Below are 16,176 nucleotides of genomic sequence, written 5' to 3'. Positions count from 1 at the left end.
CGAGCGTTGACTGAAAAAGCCCCCATCCGATGATCCGGATGGGGGCTTTTCTATTTGATAATCACGAACGCAGCGCCGAGGCCGGGCTCATGCGCAGTGTGAGAAGTGCCGGAACCAGAGACACGATGGCTGCAACGAGAATAAAGCCACCAGCGCCGTAAAGGTCATCCACTGAAAATTCGACAGGCATTCTCACAGCCGTTGCCGCCGTCAGCCATGCTGTGATGACATGCGCGGCAGCGTAGCCGATAGAGAGGCCCAGCAGGATGCCGAGCACCAGCAGGAAGAACAGCTCACCCCAGACAATCGCCATCACCGCACTGACCGGTGCACCAAATGCCCGCAAGGCACCGATCTGGCGCTTGCGCGCACCGATATGCATGACCGCAACCAGCAGCAGCGCGAAAACGACAATCACCTGCGTGCCGATGGCAATTCCGAGCAAAAGTTTGCGCGCATCGCCCAGCGTGGAATAGAGCCGCGTCAGCACTTCCGCCGGGAAGATCGACAATGTGGTATCGGACCTATATTCCTGCCGAAGGCGATAGGCATCGGCAATCGTCTTCGGCTTGACCAGAACCGCTGGAATGCCCGGACTGCTGGCATCGAACTGTTCATCGAGCGGCGCATCGACATCGATCCGGGCATCGTGAATATGGGTATCGTTCGGCCCGATCACCGCGAGCGAGCCTTGCGCGTTCTTCACAGCCGCATCTTCGTGGTCGTCATCATGACCGCCCATGCCGTGCAATTGCCACACCGCACGAATGGGAACGAGGATCGCGCGATCCCACGCGGTTCCCGTCGGAGCCATCTTTCCGCTGACGTGATAGCTCAATTCCGCATGGGCGTGACCGCCCGTTTCCACCGTGCCGTGCATCGGATTAACCCGACCGCCGATCGGCAAATCCACCGCAGACCCGATAACCGCCTCACCCAGCCGGGCAAAAATAGCGCCTTCCGCCAGTACGGGCGACAGGGCTGCAATCAGTTGCGTCGTTGTCCCGACAATGGGAAAGCCCATCGCGCTATCGCCAAAGCCAATCGGCGCAGCGAAAGCGACACGCGGATCAGCAGTAAGCTTGCCAAGCATCGCGCCCGACATCAGCGGCAAGGGCGATGGTTGCAGGAACACCGATGACAAGGTCAGCTGGGTGTCGCTTCCAGCCGCCCCCACGACCAGATCGAATTTCTCCGACGCGCGCGCCGTGCCGAGACGCACAGCGCGCTCCTGCAATGTGACCACCGTGCTCAGGGCAACGGACAGCGCCAGCAGGATAATCACCGCAATGGCTCCGCTCCAGAACCGGCGCAGATCGGCAAGGATGAAAGCGATCATGTCGTGCCCTGCCCCGCAGCGTCTTTCGTTATGCGGCCACCCTCCAGAAAAACCTGCCGCCGCAGGCGCTTCATCAATTGCGGATCATGCGTGACGGCAATCAGCGTGGCCCCCTGGGCGCTCGCAAGCTGCACCAGAAGTTCGGCGATTTCCGCGCCGGTCTTCTGATCGAGACTGGCGGTCGGCTCGTCGGCAATGATGACCCGCGGCGCGGGAAACAGCGCACGTGCAATGGCGACACGCTGCATCTCGCCACGGGAAAGCGTTTCGATATGCTGGTCGGGACGTTTAATGCCGACCGTTTCCAGAAGCTCCAGCGCCCGTTCGCGCCGCACCGGCTTGACTGCCCGGCTCAGTTTCGCGGGCAGCAGGACATTGGCAATGGCCGACAAGCCCGGAAAGAGATGAAAATCCTGCATGACGAGCCCGATATTGCGAGCCCGGAACGCGTCACGGTGAAAAGCCGACAGGCTGCTGAATGCCGCGCCGTCCCACAACACCTGCCCCGTTTTGACGGCCTCAAGCCCGGTGATCGCGTTGATCAGCGTGCTTTTGCCAGACCCCGACGCGCCTGCGATTGAAAGATGCTCGCCTTGCGGCAAATGGAAATTCTCAATGGCAAGTGCAGGTTCCCGGAGGCCGGGAAAACGCACTTCCAGCGCGGAAATATCCAGCGAAAGGCCGGAGCCATGGTCAGCCGGCATGTCAGACCGTTGTGAAGGAAGCATCGCGCATGCGTAGCTGGCTAACAAATCCCGTTTCAGGATCGGTCCACGACCCATATTCCAGCGTGCCGCGCGTGAGGATCGGCGCGTTGAACTGCACGAAAGTCTGCTTCGCCGCGAGATAGACCACGACGATATTGTCCGGCCAGTCGGAATCCGACGAGCAGAACGGGCAGATCGACATTGGTATCTCGGTCAGCACGAAGAAATTGGCTTCCGCCTTCAAGGGCGGTGCCATGAAGCCGCTGATGGCAACCTGCTTTCCAGCGGACTGTTTGACCTGATCAGAAAACTCAAGGCCCAGCACGCCGAAGCTCTTATAGAGATTGTTGAAGCCGAGTTGCTCGGCAGCCCGCGCCTGCGGGATAGCTGTCGCCAGCGGCATGGCCAGTGCGCCAAGCATCACTTGTCGGCGGCTAAGATGGTTCCGGTTGAACATCGGACGCTCCATCAATTGCGGACAAGCGGCGCGAGCCGCCTGCCCTGTTTCAGGATAAGTCTTCCTATTCGGACTTCGGCTTGCCAAGAGCAAAAGCATCGGCAAGGACGCGATACACATCGCTCTGTTCCATATAGCCGCGCAGCCCTTCGGAGCCGGGGCCCGTCGCCTGAAGCACGATATCATCTACCGCGTGAACGCCGGTATCCTCGTCTTTCGGGATGTTGCCCTGCACGAAGACCGCGCCCGGCACATCCTTATAGGCTTCATTGGCGACATACTCGCCCTTTTCGTTTTTGATGGCCGGAACGAACGGATCATCCAGCTTCGGCCGGAAGGTTTCATAATGATCCGGGCCGTTATTCGCAGCCATGAACAGGCGGCGCGAAACGTCCACGCGATCCGGATAGCCGTCTCCGTCCTTGTCCTCATAGTTCGGGAAACCAGCCGCATCATAGGTGCCAACCTTGGCGCGCATTTCATCGCCCGGCTTGTCATCATCGACCGTACCGATAATCGCCACGCCATGAGTGTGGTCGCCGGTCACGACGATCAGCGTATCCGGGTTATTCTTGGCGAATTCCTGCGCCACACCGACAGCCTTGTCGAACTCGATCGTATCGACCAGCGCCCGCTCCCAATCGAGCGGATGGCTCATCTTGTCGATCGAAGCGCCTTCCACCATCAGGAAGAAGCCTTCCGGGTTCTTGGAGAGCTTGTCGAGTGCCGCCTTGGTCATGTCGACCAGGCCCGGCTGGTTCGGGAACTTGTCGACAGTGCCCTTCTTCAGAAAGTCGCGATCCAGCGTCACATCCATATTGCCGGTGTGAAACAGGCCAAGCAGGTTCTGCTGGTTGGACTGCCCGGAAGCGGCCAGCTCGTTCTTGTCGGTAACGATGGCATAACCTGCGTCACGGAACAGCTGGATATAATCCTTGTCGTCCTTGCGCTTGGAACCCGGCACATCCTTGCTCAGGAAATAGGCCGCACCGCCGCCCAGAAGCACATCGGGCTTCACATCGTAGAACATGCCGACAATGTCTGCCTTGTCGGAACGCTTGCGCGTGTGGGAAACCAGCGCGGCAGGCGTTGCATCTTCGACTTCTGACGTGGAAACGATGCCGATGGATTTTTTCGTCTGGCGGCGTAGCGCTTCGCCGATTGTTTCGACCTGCGGGTCATCCTGACTCGCCGGAGTGCGGTCAGCATAAACGCCAAGTGCGTTCACCCGCGCTTTGTGGCCGGTCATGTAAGCCGACATGGTGTTGGCGCTGTCGGTCGCAATCGAATGGGTCGATGACGTGCCGATAAAGGCAACCGGCGGAACATCATCCATATTGAGACGGCCATTGGCCTTGCCACCCGCCATGCCCTTGGACATGATGCGCGCGCCGGTGCGATGCGCGACCGAAAGACCATCGGCCACCAGGAAGATGATGTTCTTGGCTTTCGCTTCTGTCGCGGTCGGGTACACATCCCAGGTGACGGCCTTCGTCTCGTCGCCAGCCGAGATTTCAACCTTATAGGCGCCCGGCTCCGCGATTTTCAGATCGCGCAGGATGAGCGCTGAGCCGAGAACCTTGTCCTCGCTCCCTTTTTCTTCCGCAACGAATTCGGCCTTGGCGCCAAATACCGTTTCGTAATCCTTGCCGTTGACGGTTACCTTGACCTCTTCCGGCTTCACCACCTTGTCGAGTTCCACTTTGAAATCGAATGGCGAGCCGACCAGAATCGTGGCCCTGTCGAGCGGATAGATATCGGCGGCATTGGCGGCGCCGCTCAAAATTGTTGCGGACGCGAGAGCGAGCAAAAGCTTGCGCATGTTGGAAATCCCTTCCTACAAAGTGTCAGGTTTCCATAAGCAAGCTAGATGACGCGCATATAACGGTTTTGCATTTGTGATCGGAGGCCCACAAAGGCCCGCTTCGACGGCGTGGCAAAAGCGGTTAAAAAACCGGTCGTTTCGTCCGCGGAATGGAAAATTTCAATGCAATGAGAATAAACAAGATTTTATCGCATATGAAAGCTAATTTCGCGTTAGGTTTTCCTAGCGCGACTAGTTCAAAACCCGATCTAAAGGGGGGAATTTACCGCTGAGACGAGCTAGGCGCTCTAAAAAGGAATCTCTCTGGCGATGCTTTGGATGGTAGCGTGAAGAAGTTAAAAAATCTACAGCTCACAACCAAAAAGCACAAAAATCATCGTTCCTTGCGAAAGGGCGAGTGAAACTCGACTGAAAACTCGAATCGTGCATCGGAACAGTTGAACAGCTTTTCCGAGAAAAATCCAGTTCCCGTTGCAGGAGCAATTTGGTTGAGGCGCCCTGCCCTTTTGGCGCTGGTCACTTCATTTCCACACCGTTGTGCGGGGCGCGTCCTGCCGGATATGAACCGGACAACCGGACGCCAAGGCGCACATGACGATTCGGTCATCCATCCCCGCCTAAAAGCGTGGACGATGGCAATAAATGACTCCACCTGCGGTCGCCAGCATGCCGCATGCAATGATAGACTGCCGTCTAATTCCAATAAAAGTCTTTAAAAACAATTCGATAAAGCAATTTGATTCGAAAGGATAAAATTCTTCGTAATTTTTAATTGCCTGCTAACCCTTTGTTAATTCGGGCAGCCCTTGCGATACAAGAAGAATCGGACATAATGACGGTATTTAGGCGGTATTAGTTCCGATGCCGTCACTAGGGATCCCAAGTCAATGAATATCGCAAATTCAACAGCAGCAGTGTCGTTTGACGACATGATATTGACGCAGGGGAGAGAAATCTCTCGCAAGCTCAATCTGCTGCGCCATGAAAACTTCCCACCGGATGCGCGGAAGAATCTGCGTCAGTTTTCTATGGCCGAAGCTGCATATTTCCTTGGCGTCTCCCCCAGCAATCTGAAGAAGCTACACCTTGAGGGCAAAGGCGTCGAGCCGACTATACTGACAGGTGGACGCCGCGCCTATAGCGTGGACCAACTGCATGAACTGCGTTTGTGGCTTGACCAGAATGGTCGCGCCGAAGTGAAGCGTTATGTTCCGCATCGCCGTGGCCATGAAAAGCTTCAGGTCATCGGCGTTGTGAATTTCAAGGGCGGCTCCGGCAAGACCACGACTGCCGCGCATCTGGCGCAGCATCTCGCCTTGACCGGTCATCGTGTGCTTGCCATCGATCTCGATCCGCAGGCCTCTTTATCGGCACTGCACGGTATCCAGCCAGAGCTGGATGAATTCCCGTCGCTTTACGAAGCCATTCGTTACGATTCCGAAAAGAAGCCCATCCGCGATGTCATTCGCCGGACGAACTTTCCCGGTCTCGATATTATTCCGGCCATGCTGGAGTTGCAGGAATATGAATATGACACGCCTTTGGCCATGCAGAATGGCGGCGAGGGCAAGATGTTCTGGAACCGCATCGCGACGGCTCTGGCCGAAGTCGATGATTCCTACGATGTGGTCGTTATCGACTGCCCTCCCCAGCTTGGCTATCTGACGCTGACGGCGCTGTCCGCTGCAACATCGGTATTGATCACGGTTCATCCGCAGATGCTCGACCTTATGTCGATGTCGCAGTTTCTTCTGATGCTCGGCGATATTCTCAAGACTGTGCGGCAGGCGGGCGGGGCGGTGCAACTCGACTGGTTCCGCTATCTGATTACTCGTTATGAACCGACCGACATACCGCAGGCCCAGATGGTCGGTTTCATGCAGAGCATGTTGGCGCCGCATATGCTCAAGCATCAGATGCTGAAATCGACGGCGATTTCGGATGCCGGCCTGACAAAGCAAACGCTTTACGAAGTCGAACGTTCATCCATGAACCGCGGCACTTATGACCGCGCGATGGAAGCCATGGAAGCGGTCAATTCGGAGATCCGCGGGCTTATCCACGAAGCATGGGGGCGTTAGACTGCCGTCTAAAACGGCAAATACGCAATAAAATCAGGTCTCTGACCGGTTTGAGGAATAGAGAATGGCACGGAAGAACATATTTGACAGCGTGATGCGGAACGAACCGGCGGCGGAACAGCCTTCCCAGCCGGTCGATGCCATATCGCGCCGGTTCGGCGCTGCCAAATCGCTTTCCGCTTCGATTGATGAACTCGCCAAGCAGGCTTCACAAAGGCTGGATGGCGAAACTGTCGTTGAGCTTGATCCCAACAATCTTGATGCGTCCTTTGTTGCCGACCGTCTGCCTGAAGCCGACGATCAGGAATATCAGGAGCTTCTCGAAGCCATTCGCGAGCGTGGCCAGGACAGCCCTATTCTGGTGCGTCCGCATCCTGAGACCAGCGACCGTTATATGATCGTCTTTGGCCATCGCCGTGCCCGTGTTGCGCGCGAGCTGGGCCTCAAGGTCAAAGCCGTTATCAAGCCGCTTGCCGATCTGGAACATATTCTGAGCCAGGGCCAAGAAAACTCGGCGCGCGCCAATCTCAGCTTCATCGAACGGGTTTTGTTTGCGGCACGTCTAGAAGCGCTTGGCTTTGAGCGTGAGGCTATTCAGGCCGCTTTGACCATCGACTATCAAACCCTGTCGAAGATGCTGACCATTCCGAAGGCCATACCAGAAGCCATTCTTCTGGCCATCGGTCCTGCCAAGGGCATTGGTCGTGATCGCTGGCTTGAACTGCGTAAGCTGATCGAAATTCCCGGCAAACAAGACGCTGCAGAAGAACTGATGGCGACCGCTGCATTCAAGGCAGCAACGTCGGCTGATCGCTTCGAACAGCTTTACGGTTATCTGAAGGGCGCCCGTCAGAAGAAGTCCGTCACCAAGGCCGCTTTGCGCCCCGGTGCGACATGGACCGCTTCGGACAAGTCCGTCAGCGCCACAATCAAACAGAACGGCAAATCGGCAACGCTGGCTCTTGGTGCAGCCAATGGGCCTCGCTTTGCCGAATGGCTCTCGCGTAATCTGGATACGCTTTATGCGTCCTTCCAGAACGAAGAGAAGTAACAAGCTTTCGGATTGGAAAGCGGTTTCCGCAGCCCGGTCCAGTGTCTGAGTACGATTATCTGCGTATCTGTATCGAAACGATCAAGGGCATTTCCAGCGAAACTCCGAAACGGTTTTGCGGGTTATGCAGGCGTTAAATTGAAGAGATGAGTGATAGCCAACAATCCGGTTGGAAAATCGCTCAAGCGAAAAGGAACGAGATAGCAAAAGAAAAAGGCCCCCAAACGTCGCCGCGTGGAAGCCCTTCTCATTGGTTTAGCAGCTAGAGAATCGCAAATCCACGAATCACTGTCAAGTGTCTTAAGCGTCTTTTCGGCGGGTGGATTTCTTTTGCCTTGTGGAAGGTGGAAGAAAATGGAGATGCATTTGGCTTCGACGCCGTTTGGCAGTCGACCGATGACGGCTGCCTTGTTGGCAGCGCAACGCAATGCACGACAAATGCCGCAAGACCTTGCCGTCGATAAGTGGCAGCTGCATCGCTGGCTGTGCGAAGCAAAGACGATTTATGGGTTGAATGATCGCTCACTGGCGGTTCTGTCAGCATTGCTGTCCTTTCATCCGGACAATCATCTCAAAGCCAATGAAGGCCTGATCGTCTTTCCATCCAACAAGCAATTGGCGTTGCGTGCCCATGGCATGGCGGACGCTACATTGCGGCGTCATCTCGGCGCGCTGGTCGATGCCGGTTTCATCACGCGTCAGGACAGCCCGAACGGCAAGCGTTATGCGCGTCGGGCTAAAGGCGGCGAGTTGCAGATTGCATTCGGCTTTTCGCTCGCTCCTTTGCTGTTGCGCGCCGAAGAACTCGAAACCTCCGCTGAACAGGTGAGGTCCGAGAAGGCTGCATTGCGCGAGCAACGTGAACGCTTGACCTTAATGCGTCGCGACATCGCCAAGCTGATTGAGTTTGCCATGACCGAAAACCTTTCCGGGGATTGGTCAGCGATCAACCAGCGCTTTCGGGCCATTGTCGATACGATTCCGCGTCGTGCGGAACGCGATGAGCTGGCTCTTTTGGTCGCCGCAATGGAGACACTTTCGGTCGAAATCGATAAGCTGTTGAATATTCATCAAAATACCGAAAATTTGAGCGGCAATGAGTCTCACAATGAGCGGCAGCAAATTGAATCGAATCCAGATTCCTATTTTGAAAAGGACAGCGTTTCGCAATTCGACCAGCACCAGATGATAACTGACAAGGCACAGCCAGAACCGACGGTCTCGCTCGATATGGTTTTGCGCGCCTGTCCAGAGATCGAAGCCTATTCATCGAGCCCGATCCGCCAATGGCATGGATTGATCGATGCAGCAGAGACCGTACGCAGTTTCATCGGGATTGACGCCAAGCTCTATGAGCTGGCTAAAAAGACGCTTGGAAATTATAATACGGCTATCGCAATTGCCTATATTCTTCAGCGTTATGATCAGATTCGATCGGCAGGCGGTTATCTGCGCATATTGACGGAAAAGGCTGCGGACAGTGGTTTCTCGATCAAGCCGATGATGCTGGCCGCGCTGAATGCACAACGCCGCGCCCAATAGGCAGTAACAGCAAATTTATCAAATATAGCGTTTCTAAGAGGCGAAAAAGGAGAGTAATCGATACCGAAAGTGCGTAGTGCTACGCAAGACAAGGAAACAAAGGAAGATATTATATGTTCCTAATATTTCAACAACTTGCGTTTGGAAGCTCCATAGGTCTGATCAATGTTGTTCTGCATGCTTTAGCAACGATCCTGGTTATCAGGACGACGCGACTTATCCATAAATCCCTGCGGAAATACGCTATGTTGGCGCTGATATCCACAATGTCGGTTGCCGCGTCGGTTTTGCTGGCAACACAGGTCATCGAAATCATTATATGGTCGGCGTCCTATACTATGGTTCTCGCCATACCCGCCGGGGCAGACGCGCTCTATTTTGCGTTCGTGAATTTTACCTCACTCGGCTATGGAGATATAGTTCCGCTCGCGCGCTGGCATCTCATGGGTCCGATGACCGCAATGAATGGCGTCTTGCTCTTCGGCTGGTCCACGGCGGTTCTGTTTCAGGTCCTGACTTTCGCGTTACAAAACCAGAAGACGCCGCGCTTTATTCCAAGACTGGCCACTGACGAGTAGGTCAAATAGCCAAGTAAGGGCTCTCATCCGACAACCGTAATATTTCAGAACGGAGTATCCGTGCAGTGAATTTGACTATCGATTTCATCAAATATGTTTCCATCGTTTTCATCGGTCTTCTGCCGATCATGAACCCGCTCACGACAATTCCGCTCTATATGGCTTTGACCAAGCGGATGAGCGTGGAAAGCAAGCGCAGACAGGCTGTCAAAGCCTGCATCTACGCGTTCTCGATCCTGACGGCATTTCTGCTGCTGGGGCAGGGGATCATCGCGCTGTTCAATATATCGCTTCCGGGCATCCGAGTCGCAGGCGGCATCATCATCATGATCCTGGCGCTGCGAATGATCTTCTCTGGTGAAGACACCTCGTCGGAGGTCAATGTCGAGCCTTCCGAGATCAAGAAGGCGGAAATCGATTATTCGTTTTCGCCACTTGCCATGCCCAGCCTTGCGGGTCCGGGGTCGATTGCCGTGGTGATGAGTTTTGGTTCGCAAATTCCCGCCGAACACACCATCATCGGCCATATTATCGTGATCGTGGCCATTCTGCTGACGGTCAGCATCGCTTATGCGGCGCTGTCATCGGCAACGTTCCTCGAAAGAATGCTCGGCGATCACGGCATGCAGGCGATCACCAAGATCATGGGCTTTCTCCTGACCTGCATTGCCGTGCAGTTTCTGGCCTCCGGCGTCCACGATTTCTATATCGAGTTCGCCAAGCTGTAAGCGTTCGTCTCATTCCATGGCGATGCTGTGATCGACTTCCTGTGCAACCTTTGGCTTGCGAAGCAGAAGAACGAGCGGCATCGCCAGAAGCGACATGAGCATCAAAAGCTTGAAATCATCGATATAAGAAATGATTGTCGCCTGTTCGGTGACGATATTGTCCAGAAGCGCCCGTCCGGCAGCTGTTGTCGGATTGAGATATTGCGAAACGACAGCGCCATCGAAATTATGATTGAACGGCGTGACATAGGCGCTGATAGCGGCGTGGTTGGCCTGCACATTTTCCGTCAGCAGCGCTGCAACAATCGATATGCCGACGCTCGATCCGATGTTGCGGGACAGATTATACAGGCCGGTGCCGTCGCCGCGCAGATGCGCGGGGAGGGTGGAAAAGGCAATCGTGGTCAGGGGCACGAACAGGAAGCCCAGACCTGCGCCCTGAATGAAACCAACCCGCACAATGGTCCACTGCGAAACATCGGGCGTCCAGCCCGTCATTTCATACATGGCCCAGGCCGTCAGTCCGAGACCGGTCAAAAGTAGATAACGTGAATCCATACGGCCAATCAGCTTGCCGACCAGAAACATGCAAGCCATGGTGCCCATGCCGCGCGGTCCCATCACGATGCCGGCTGTCGTCACCGGATAGCCCATCAAGGTCTGGAGATATGGCGTCATCAGCGCCAGCGATGCCAGATAGGTCACGCCGATGATGAAGATGAAGAGCATACTCACCGCAAAATTGCGGTCGAGAAACAGCTGCGGTTTGACGAAAGAATTTTCTGCCGTGAATGTGTGCACCACAAGCAAGTAAAGGGCTGCCGCGCAAACCAGCGATTCGATGACGATTTCGCTCGATGAAAACCAGTCCATCTGCTCGCCGCGGTCGAGAAACAATTGCAGTGAGGCAATGGCAAGACTGAGCAGGCCGAAGCCGGTCCAGTCGAGACGCGCCGTCCGGTCTATCCGGGTTTCAGACACAAAGACCATGATGCCACCAAAAGCCAGCGCACCAATCGGCACATTGATGTAGAAAACCCAGCGCCAGCTCATATTGTCAGTCAGCCAGCCGCCAATGACAGGCCCCAAAACCGGGCCGACCATCACCGAAACGCCGAAAAGTGCCATGGCGGAGCCACGTTCTTCCAGCGTATAGATATCGAGCAGAATGCCTTGCGACAGCGGTACCAGCGAAGCGCCGAACAGGCCCTGCAACAGCCGGAAACCGACAATCTGCGGCAGGGATTGTGCAAGCCCGCACAGGACGGAGGCCAGCACGAAGCCCGCAATAGCCGCCAGCAACACGCGCTTGCGACCGAATTTGGCGGCCAGAAAGCCGGACGGTGGCGTCATGATCGCAGCCGCCACAATATAGGAGGTCAACACCCAGTTGATCTGGTCGGCGCTTGCCGAAACGCTGCCCTGAATATAGGGCAGAGCGACATTGGCAATCGTCGTATCCAGCGCCTGCATGATGACCGCGAGAATGACGCAAGCAGTGATCGCGCCGCGATGTGCGACGATGGACGCGCCGGAAATGGCGACGTTAGACATGGTTTCCACCACCGAAGAGATTGGTAATGAAGCGCGGCAGACCGCGCGGATGACCGGTATCGACTTCCACATTCACGCTCATGCCGACACGCAGCGGCGGTTGGCCATTCTTATTGTCGATGCTGACGCGCATGGGGATGCGCTGCACGACCTTGACCCAGTTGCCAGACGTGTTTTGCGCCGGTAGCAGCGAGAAGCTGGAACCCGAAGCCGGGCTGATGCTGGCGACTTTGCCCTCCCAGAGGGCATCGGGATAGGTATCGACCGAGATCGTCACAGGCTGGCCGGGTTCGATCCCGGTCAGTTCGGTTTCCTTCGGATTGGCGGTGATCCAGAGATGATCGGACGAAACCAGCGAAAATGCCTGTTGCGCGGCTTGCAGATAGGAGCCGACCTGCAAGCTGTTCACATTGGTGACGATGCCGTCGAAGGGCGCACGAACAGTCGCGTCATCAAGCTGGCGCTGGGCTTCATCGAGCTTGGCCTTGGCCTGTAGAAAAAGCGGGTTTTGCTCCACCGGCTGGTCCGCATTGCCGCCTAGCTCGGCTATAGCGGCCCGCGATTTCACAATCACGTGACAACTTTTTGGGAGTGGGCGTTGCCGGTCAGTGCGCTGGTTGCGGCGTGACGGCTTCCAGCCATTGCGCGCGATAAGCGGCATAGACATTGCCGGAAGCGTCATTATCCGGCTGATAGGTTCTGCCGTGCTTTTCCTTCGGCGTCGCACCCGCCAGAAGCCCGGCACCGGTGGCCGTTCCCGTCGATCCGGCAATGGCTTCAACCTCGCGTCCCGAGAAATTCGCCAATGCTTTCAGATAAATAGCATTATCGGAAAAAGGGCCTTCGACCACAATAGGCCCCCTAGCACCCAGCAGGCCAAGGCAGCTTTCCGTCATCAGCGCGGCATAGACGCACGCGGCAGCATAACGTTCGGCATCGCTCGCCTGATCCGCATTGCGCCAACGCAGATGCGTGTTGGGGAAAGGGCCACAGTTCGGAACGGCGGAAGGCAGGGCCATGATCCCGCGATGCAGCACCTGCCCGGTAAGCGCGTCATATTCGGCGGGGGAGGGTCTTTGCAGCCCTTCGGTCATCAGATCGAATTCACGTCCGCCCATATAACGCGCCGAAGGGACGGCGCGGCCATAGGCATCGACATTGGCGAGCGTATCGCGCGTCGGGTCCAGCTGGTCGAGATTGCCGCTCACGGCAAAGCTCACCACCCAAGTGCCTGTCGAAACCACCGAAAACGCGCCTTTGCGATCCATCAGATGGGCGAGCAGCGAAGCATTGGAATCATGAATGCCGCAATGTACCGTAACGGGCAAGGGCAGTCCTATTTCCATCGCGATCGCTGGCAACAGAGGCCCAAGCGCGTCGAAGGCGGAGCGCAGCGGCGGGAATTTTTCGCGAATGTCCAGACGGTCGACAAGCGCCGAAAAAGCAGATTGCTTCGGTAGCCACAAATCCGTGTGACAGCCAAGCGACGTGACTTCTGACGCGGCAATGCCGGTCAGACGCCAGGCCCAGTATTGCGGATACGTGAATATGAAATGTGTGCGCGCAAAATCGGCGGGGAAGGCCGTTTTCAGATAGTGAAGCTGCGCACCGAGATTGAGGCCAAGCGACAAGGTCGGCGAAAAAGTATCGCGAAAGTCCGGTTTTATGGCTGCATAGGCGGCACGAATCTCGGCTGGATATTCAAGCTCATAGTCGAGTACCGGCATTGCCAGCGTGCCGTCTCTATCGACAAGGGCCGCTGATGCGCCATGCGTGGTGATGGAAATGGCATCGAAACCCGGCTCCCGCGCAAATTCCGTGAGACTTGCCAGAAAGAAGCGCCACAGCGCCTCGATATCATAATGCGGATAGGGGCCGTCGCGAAGTACAGTGTTCGGCATGCGGCGCGCGGCAATTTCCTCGCCGCCTGCCGCATCGAGTATGACGACTTTGGCATTGGTCTTGCCGATATCGAGAATGGCGATGCGCTTCATGACATGTGAAACACTGGCTTGAGATCGATAGAAACCGGCGAATTATCGGGGTATGTAGCCATGATATCGGCCATGTGCGCCCACCATTTTTTCATCACTGGATGGTCGGGCAGGGCGGCCATGCCGTGACCGGCGCTGCGCGTCAGCACGCCAAACAGGCTATTGGTTTCTTCATCGAGATAGATGGCATAGTCCGACACGCCTGCCGTGTGCAGAAGTTCGACCAGCTCCGGCCAGATTTCGTCATGGCGGCGGCGATATTCCGCCTCCATGCCGGGATTGAGCGTCATGCGAAATGCATAGCGTTCCGTCGTCATGCCGTGCGCCTCGCTCTGAACTGTCGGATCAGGATTGGCAGCGAAATGGTGATAATCAGCAGAAGGCCGATGAAGATCGACATGACGATGCCCGGCACATTGAGAAGGCCGAGGCCGAAGGTCACGAGGCCCATCACGATAGCGGCAATCACCACGCCGACAATGGTGCCTGATCCGCCGAGGATCGATACGCCGCCCAGTACGACCATGGTGACGATTTCGAGCTCCCAGCCTTGTGCAATCGAGGGGCGCGTGGAGCCGAGGCGCGAGGTCAGGCAGACGGCAGCGATGCCGCTCATCACGCCGGTCATCAGGAAAAGCACGAATTTGGTTTTTTCAACCGGAATACCAGAAAAGCGCGCCGCGAATTCATTGTTGCCGATGGCATAGACACGGCGTCCGAAGCTGGTGGCATGCAGCAGAACGCCAAACAGCACAGCGAACAGAACGAACAGCGCAAATTCGAACGAGATTACCCAGAACACATAGCCCTGTCCGAAATAGGCAAAGCTTTCCGGATAGCCGCCAAAGGCCTGATCGCCGAGCACGATATAGGAAATACCGCGGAAAAGGCTCATCGTGCCGATGGTCACGACGATAGATGGCAGCTTCAATCCGGCCACCAGCCCGCCATTGATGGCACCGCAGACAAGGCCGGTGCCGATGCCGATGGCGACCAGACCCGGCGTGCCGACGCCCGCCTGCGCAGCCGCGCCCATTGCGGTCGAGGACAGTGCAATGATCGCGGCGACCGAAAGGTCGATTTCACCGGAAATGATGAGCAGCGTCATCGCAAAGGCGATCAACGCCTTTTCGGTGAAGTTGAACGTGGCGTCGGAGAGGTTCCACGCATCGAGGAAATAGGGCGAGGCGAAGGAATTCGCAATGAAGATCGCAATCGCTACGCCAAGCAGCAGCATTTCCCAGCTGGCGAAGATGCGCGAGAAGGGCGTGCCTAGGCGGTCTGGAATGTGACGGCGCTTGTCGTTCGTACCAGTCTCGCTCATACCGCTACCTCCTCATAAGTCTTCGCGGCCTTATCGCGCAAGATGATCCGCCCGCGCCGCTTTTCCTGCCGCGCATTGAAAATCACTGCCAGAATGATCACGGAACCGGAGATCGCCATCTGCCAGAAGGGCGAAATGTCGATGACCGGCAAAGCGTTCTTGATGACGCCAAGAAACAGCGCGCCCAGCACCGCACCGGCCACCGTGCCGATGCCGCCAAGCGTCGAGATGCCGCCGATGACGCAGGCCGCAACGCTGTCGAGTTCGAAACCGGCGGCGACATCCACATAGGCGACGGCATAGCGCGACACCCAGAGATAGCCGCAAAGCCCGGCGAGCGCGCCCGAAAGCACGAAGGCGAAGAAGCGCGTGCGACCCACATCGATGCCGGTATAGACGGCCGCGGTCGGATTGCCGCCGGACGCATAAAGGGCGCGTCCGAAAAATGTCCGCGTCAGCAGCACATAGACGAGCGCGACGATCAGGATTGCCGTCCAGCCGAGGAGCGGCAGGCCGAGAAAAGGCGTGCGTGGCGTGTTGAGAAAGGGCGCTGTCATCTGGTGCGCATTCACCCATGCGCCGCCGGACAGCACAAAGGCCATGCCGCGATAGATGGTGAGCGTGCCAAGCGTGACGACAATCGCCGGAATGTTGAGCTTCCAGACGAGAATGCCGTTGATCGCGCCCAGAACAGCGCCAATGCCGATGGCGAGCACGATCAGCAGCACCAGCGGCAGGCCGGGATAGGTCGCGTTCAGCATCGCCACGGCCATGCCAGTGAACGCCAGATTGGCCGCGACCGACAGATCGATGGATTTGGTCAGGATAACCGCCATCTGGCCGAGCGCGATGATAATCAGGATCGACGTGTCGTTGAAAATACCCGCCAGATTGCCGACGCTGGCAAAGCCCGGCGCGCGGCTGGCGAACAGGCCCACCAGAAGCGCGATGATGACGAGGAGCAGGAGTTCCCGCTGTTTCAGCAATTGTTTCATG

The 16,176-nt window shown here is 56.6% G+C and carries 14 protein-coding genes and 1 pseudogene; 5 read left to right on the top strand and 10 right to left on the bottom strand.

The features are described from left to right. Nucleotides 1-61 precede the first annotated feature (61 nt). The 4 genes from FIC94_RS08975 to FIC94_RS08960 form a co-directional block, all read right to left on the bottom strand. Complete coding sequence (locus FIC94_RS08975; protein ID WP_140024624.1) at nucleotides 62-1,339, bottom strand: FtsX-like permease family protein; 1,278 nt, start codon at nucleotides 1,337-1,339, stop codon at nucleotides 62-64. Beyond that, the gene (locus FIC94_RS08970) at nucleotides 1,336-2,043 is read right to left on the bottom strand and encodes an ABC transporter ATP-binding protein (protein ID WP_140024623.1); all 708 of its coding nucleotides are present in this window, start codon (nucleotides 2,041-2,043) and stop codon (nucleotides 1,336-1,338) included. Before FIC94_RS08970 ends, FIC94_RS08975 begins: the two co-directional genes overlap by 4 nt. A 1-nt stretch (nucleotide 2,044) precedes the next feature. Beyond that, nucleotides 2,045-2,503: a hypothetical protein gene (locus FIC94_RS08965; RefSeq protein ID WP_121538412.1), complete on the bottom strand. Its 459-nt coding sequence runs from the start codon at nucleotides 2,501-2,503 to the stop codon at nucleotides 2,045-2,047. Between the two features lie 64 nt (nucleotides 2,504-2,567). Next, nucleotides 2,568-4,325 (bottom strand): alkaline phosphatase, encoded by a 1,758-nt coding sequence (locus tag FIC94_RS08960; RefSeq protein WP_140024622.1) that lies wholly within the window; start codon nucleotides 4,323-4,325, stop codon nucleotides 2,568-2,570. Nucleotides 4,326-5,215: 890 nt separating this feature from the next. Between FIC94_RS08960 and repA the strand changes: the two genes are divergently transcribed. The 5 genes from repA to FIC94_RS08935 all read left to right on the top strand — a co-directional run bounded on the left by repA (nucleotide 5,216) and on the right by FIC94_RS08935 (nucleotide 10,308). Then, nucleotides 5,216-6,409, top strand: coding sequence for a plasmid partitioning protein RepA (repA, locus tag FIC94_RS08955; RefSeq protein WP_140024621.1), 1,194 nt, complete (start codon nucleotides 5,216-5,218; stop codon nucleotides 6,407-6,409). A 64-nt stretch (nucleotides 6,410-6,473) separates the two neighbouring features. Next, nucleotides 6,474-7,460 (top strand): plasmid partitioning protein RepB, encoded by a 987-nt coding sequence (repB, locus tag FIC94_RS08950; RefSeq protein WP_140024620.1) that lies wholly within the window; start codon nucleotides 6,474-6,476, stop codon nucleotides 7,458-7,460. Nucleotides 7,461-7,814: 354 nt separating this feature from the next. After that, entirely contained in the window at nucleotides 7,815-9,002 is a 1,188-nt protein-coding gene (gene repC / locus FIC94_RS08945) for a plasmid replication protein RepC (RefSeq protein WP_140024755.1), read from the top strand. Nucleotides 9,003-9,247: 245 nt separating this feature from the next. Further along, nucleotides 9,248-9,580 carry a potassium channel family protein gene (locus tag FIC94_RS08940; RefSeq protein WP_235858967.1) on the top strand — a complete coding sequence of 111 codons (333 nt, stop codon included), beginning with the start codon at nucleotides 9,248-9,250 and terminating at the stop codon, nucleotides 9,578-9,580. Between the two features lie 65 nt (nucleotides 9,581-9,645). After that, complete coding sequence (locus FIC94_RS08935) at nucleotides 9,646-10,308, top strand: MarC family NAAT transporter (protein WP_140024618.1); 663 nt, start codon at nucleotides 9,646-9,648, stop codon at nucleotides 10,306-10,308. A gap of 9 nt (nucleotides 10,309-10,317) precedes the next feature. On the opposite strand, the gene FIC94_RS08930 is transcribed toward FIC94_RS08935, so the two are convergent. The 6 genes and pseudogenes from FIC94_RS08930 to FIC94_RS08905 all read right to left on the bottom strand — a co-directional run bounded on the left by FIC94_RS08930 (nucleotide 10,318) and on the right by FIC94_RS08905 (nucleotide 16,175). Continuing rightward, nucleotides 10,318-11,862, bottom strand: coding sequence for a DHA2 family efflux MFS transporter permease subunit (locus tag FIC94_RS08930; protein WP_121538402.1), 1,545 nt, complete (start codon nucleotides 11,860-11,862; stop codon nucleotides 10,318-10,320). Then, nucleotides 11,855-12,433: pseudogene (locus tag FIC94_RS08925) on the bottom strand (HlyD family secretion protein); the annotation flags it as partial. The gene FIC94_RS08930 and the pseudogene FIC94_RS08925, both read right to left, overlap by 8 nt. A 34-nt stretch (nucleotides 12,434-12,467) precedes the next feature. Continuing rightward, the gene (locus FIC94_RS08920) at nucleotides 12,468-13,856 is read right to left on the bottom strand and encodes an FGGY-family carbohydrate kinase (protein WP_140024616.1); all 1,389 of its coding nucleotides are present in this window, start codon (nucleotides 13,854-13,856) and stop codon (nucleotides 12,468-12,470) included. Next, complete coding sequence (rhaM, locus tag FIC94_RS08915) at nucleotides 13,853-14,173, bottom strand: L-rhamnose mutarotase (RefSeq protein ID WP_140024615.1); 321 nt, start codon at nucleotides 14,171-14,173, stop codon at nucleotides 13,853-13,855. The genes FIC94_RS08920 and rhaM overlap by 4 nt, the downstream gene beginning before the upstream one ends. Then, nucleotides 14,170-15,180, bottom strand: coding sequence for an ABC transporter permease (locus tag FIC94_RS08910; protein WP_140024614.1), 1,011 nt, complete (start codon nucleotides 15,178-15,180; stop codon nucleotides 14,170-14,172). The genes rhaM and FIC94_RS08910 overlap by 4 nt, the downstream gene beginning before the upstream one ends. Next, entirely contained in the window at nucleotides 15,177-16,175 is a 999-nt protein-coding gene (locus FIC94_RS08905; RefSeq protein ID WP_140024613.1) for an ABC transporter permease, read from the bottom strand. The genes FIC94_RS08910 and FIC94_RS08905 overlap by 4 nt, the downstream gene beginning before the upstream one ends. Nucleotide 16,176: the final 1 nt, after the last annotated feature.

The organism is Ochrobactrum teleogrylli (assembly GCF_006376685.1).
Taxonomy (GTDB): domain Bacteria; phylum Pseudomonadota; class Alphaproteobacteria; order Rhizobiales; family Rhizobiaceae; genus Brucella; species Brucella teleogrylli.
Note: the sequence above shows the minus strand (reverse complement) of the source record. Positions and strands in the feature narration are given on the sequence as shown.

Coding starts and splice junctions, on each gene's coding strand:
- FIC94_RS08960 (WP_140024622.1), bottom strand. CDS start 4,325: ATGCGCAAGCTTTTGCTCGCTCTCGCGTCCGCAACAATTTTGAGCGGC.
- FIC94_RS08920 (WP_140024616.1), bottom strand. CDS start 13,856: ATGAAGCGCATCGCCATTCTCGATATCGGCAAGACCAATGCCAAAGTC.
- FIC94_RS08930 (WP_121538402.1), bottom strand. CDS start 11,862: ATGTCTAACGTCGCCATTTCCGGCGCGTCCATCGTCGCACATCGCGGC.
- repC (WP_140024755.1), top strand. CDS start 7,815: ATGGAGATGCATTTGGCTTCGACGCCGTTTGGCAGTCGACCGATGACG.
- repB (WP_140024620.1), top strand. CDS start 6,474: ATGGCACGGAAGAACATATTTGACAGCGTGATGCGGAACGAACCGGCG.
- FIC94_RS08905 (WP_140024613.1), bottom strand. CDS start 16,175: ATGAAACAATTGCTGAAACAGCGGGAACTCCTGCTCCTCGTCATCATC.
- repA (WP_140024621.1), top strand. CDS start 5,216: ATGAATATCGCAAATTCAACAGCAGCAGTGTCGTTTGACGACATGATA.
- rhaM (WP_140024615.1), bottom strand. CDS start 14,173: ATGACGACGGAACGCTATGCATTTCGCATGACGCTCAATCCCGGCATG.
- FIC94_RS08965 (WP_121538412.1), bottom strand. CDS start 2,503: ATGTTCAACCGGAACCATCTTAGCCGCCGACAAGTGATGCTTGGCGCA.
- FIC94_RS08975 (WP_140024624.1), bottom strand. CDS start 1,339: ATGATCGCTTTCATCCTTGCCGATCTGCGCCGGTTCTGGAGCGGAGCC.
- FIC94_RS08910 (WP_140024614.1), bottom strand. CDS start 15,180: ATGAGCGAGACTGGTACGAACGACAAGCGCCGTCACATTCCAGACCGC.
- FIC94_RS08970 (WP_140024623.1), bottom strand. CDS start 2,043: ATGCCGGCTGACCATGGCTCCGGCCTTTCGCTGGATATTTCCGCGCTG.
- FIC94_RS08940 (WP_235858967.1), top strand. CDS start 9,248: ATGTTGGCGCTGATATCCACAATGTCGGTTGCCGCGTCGGTTTTGCTG.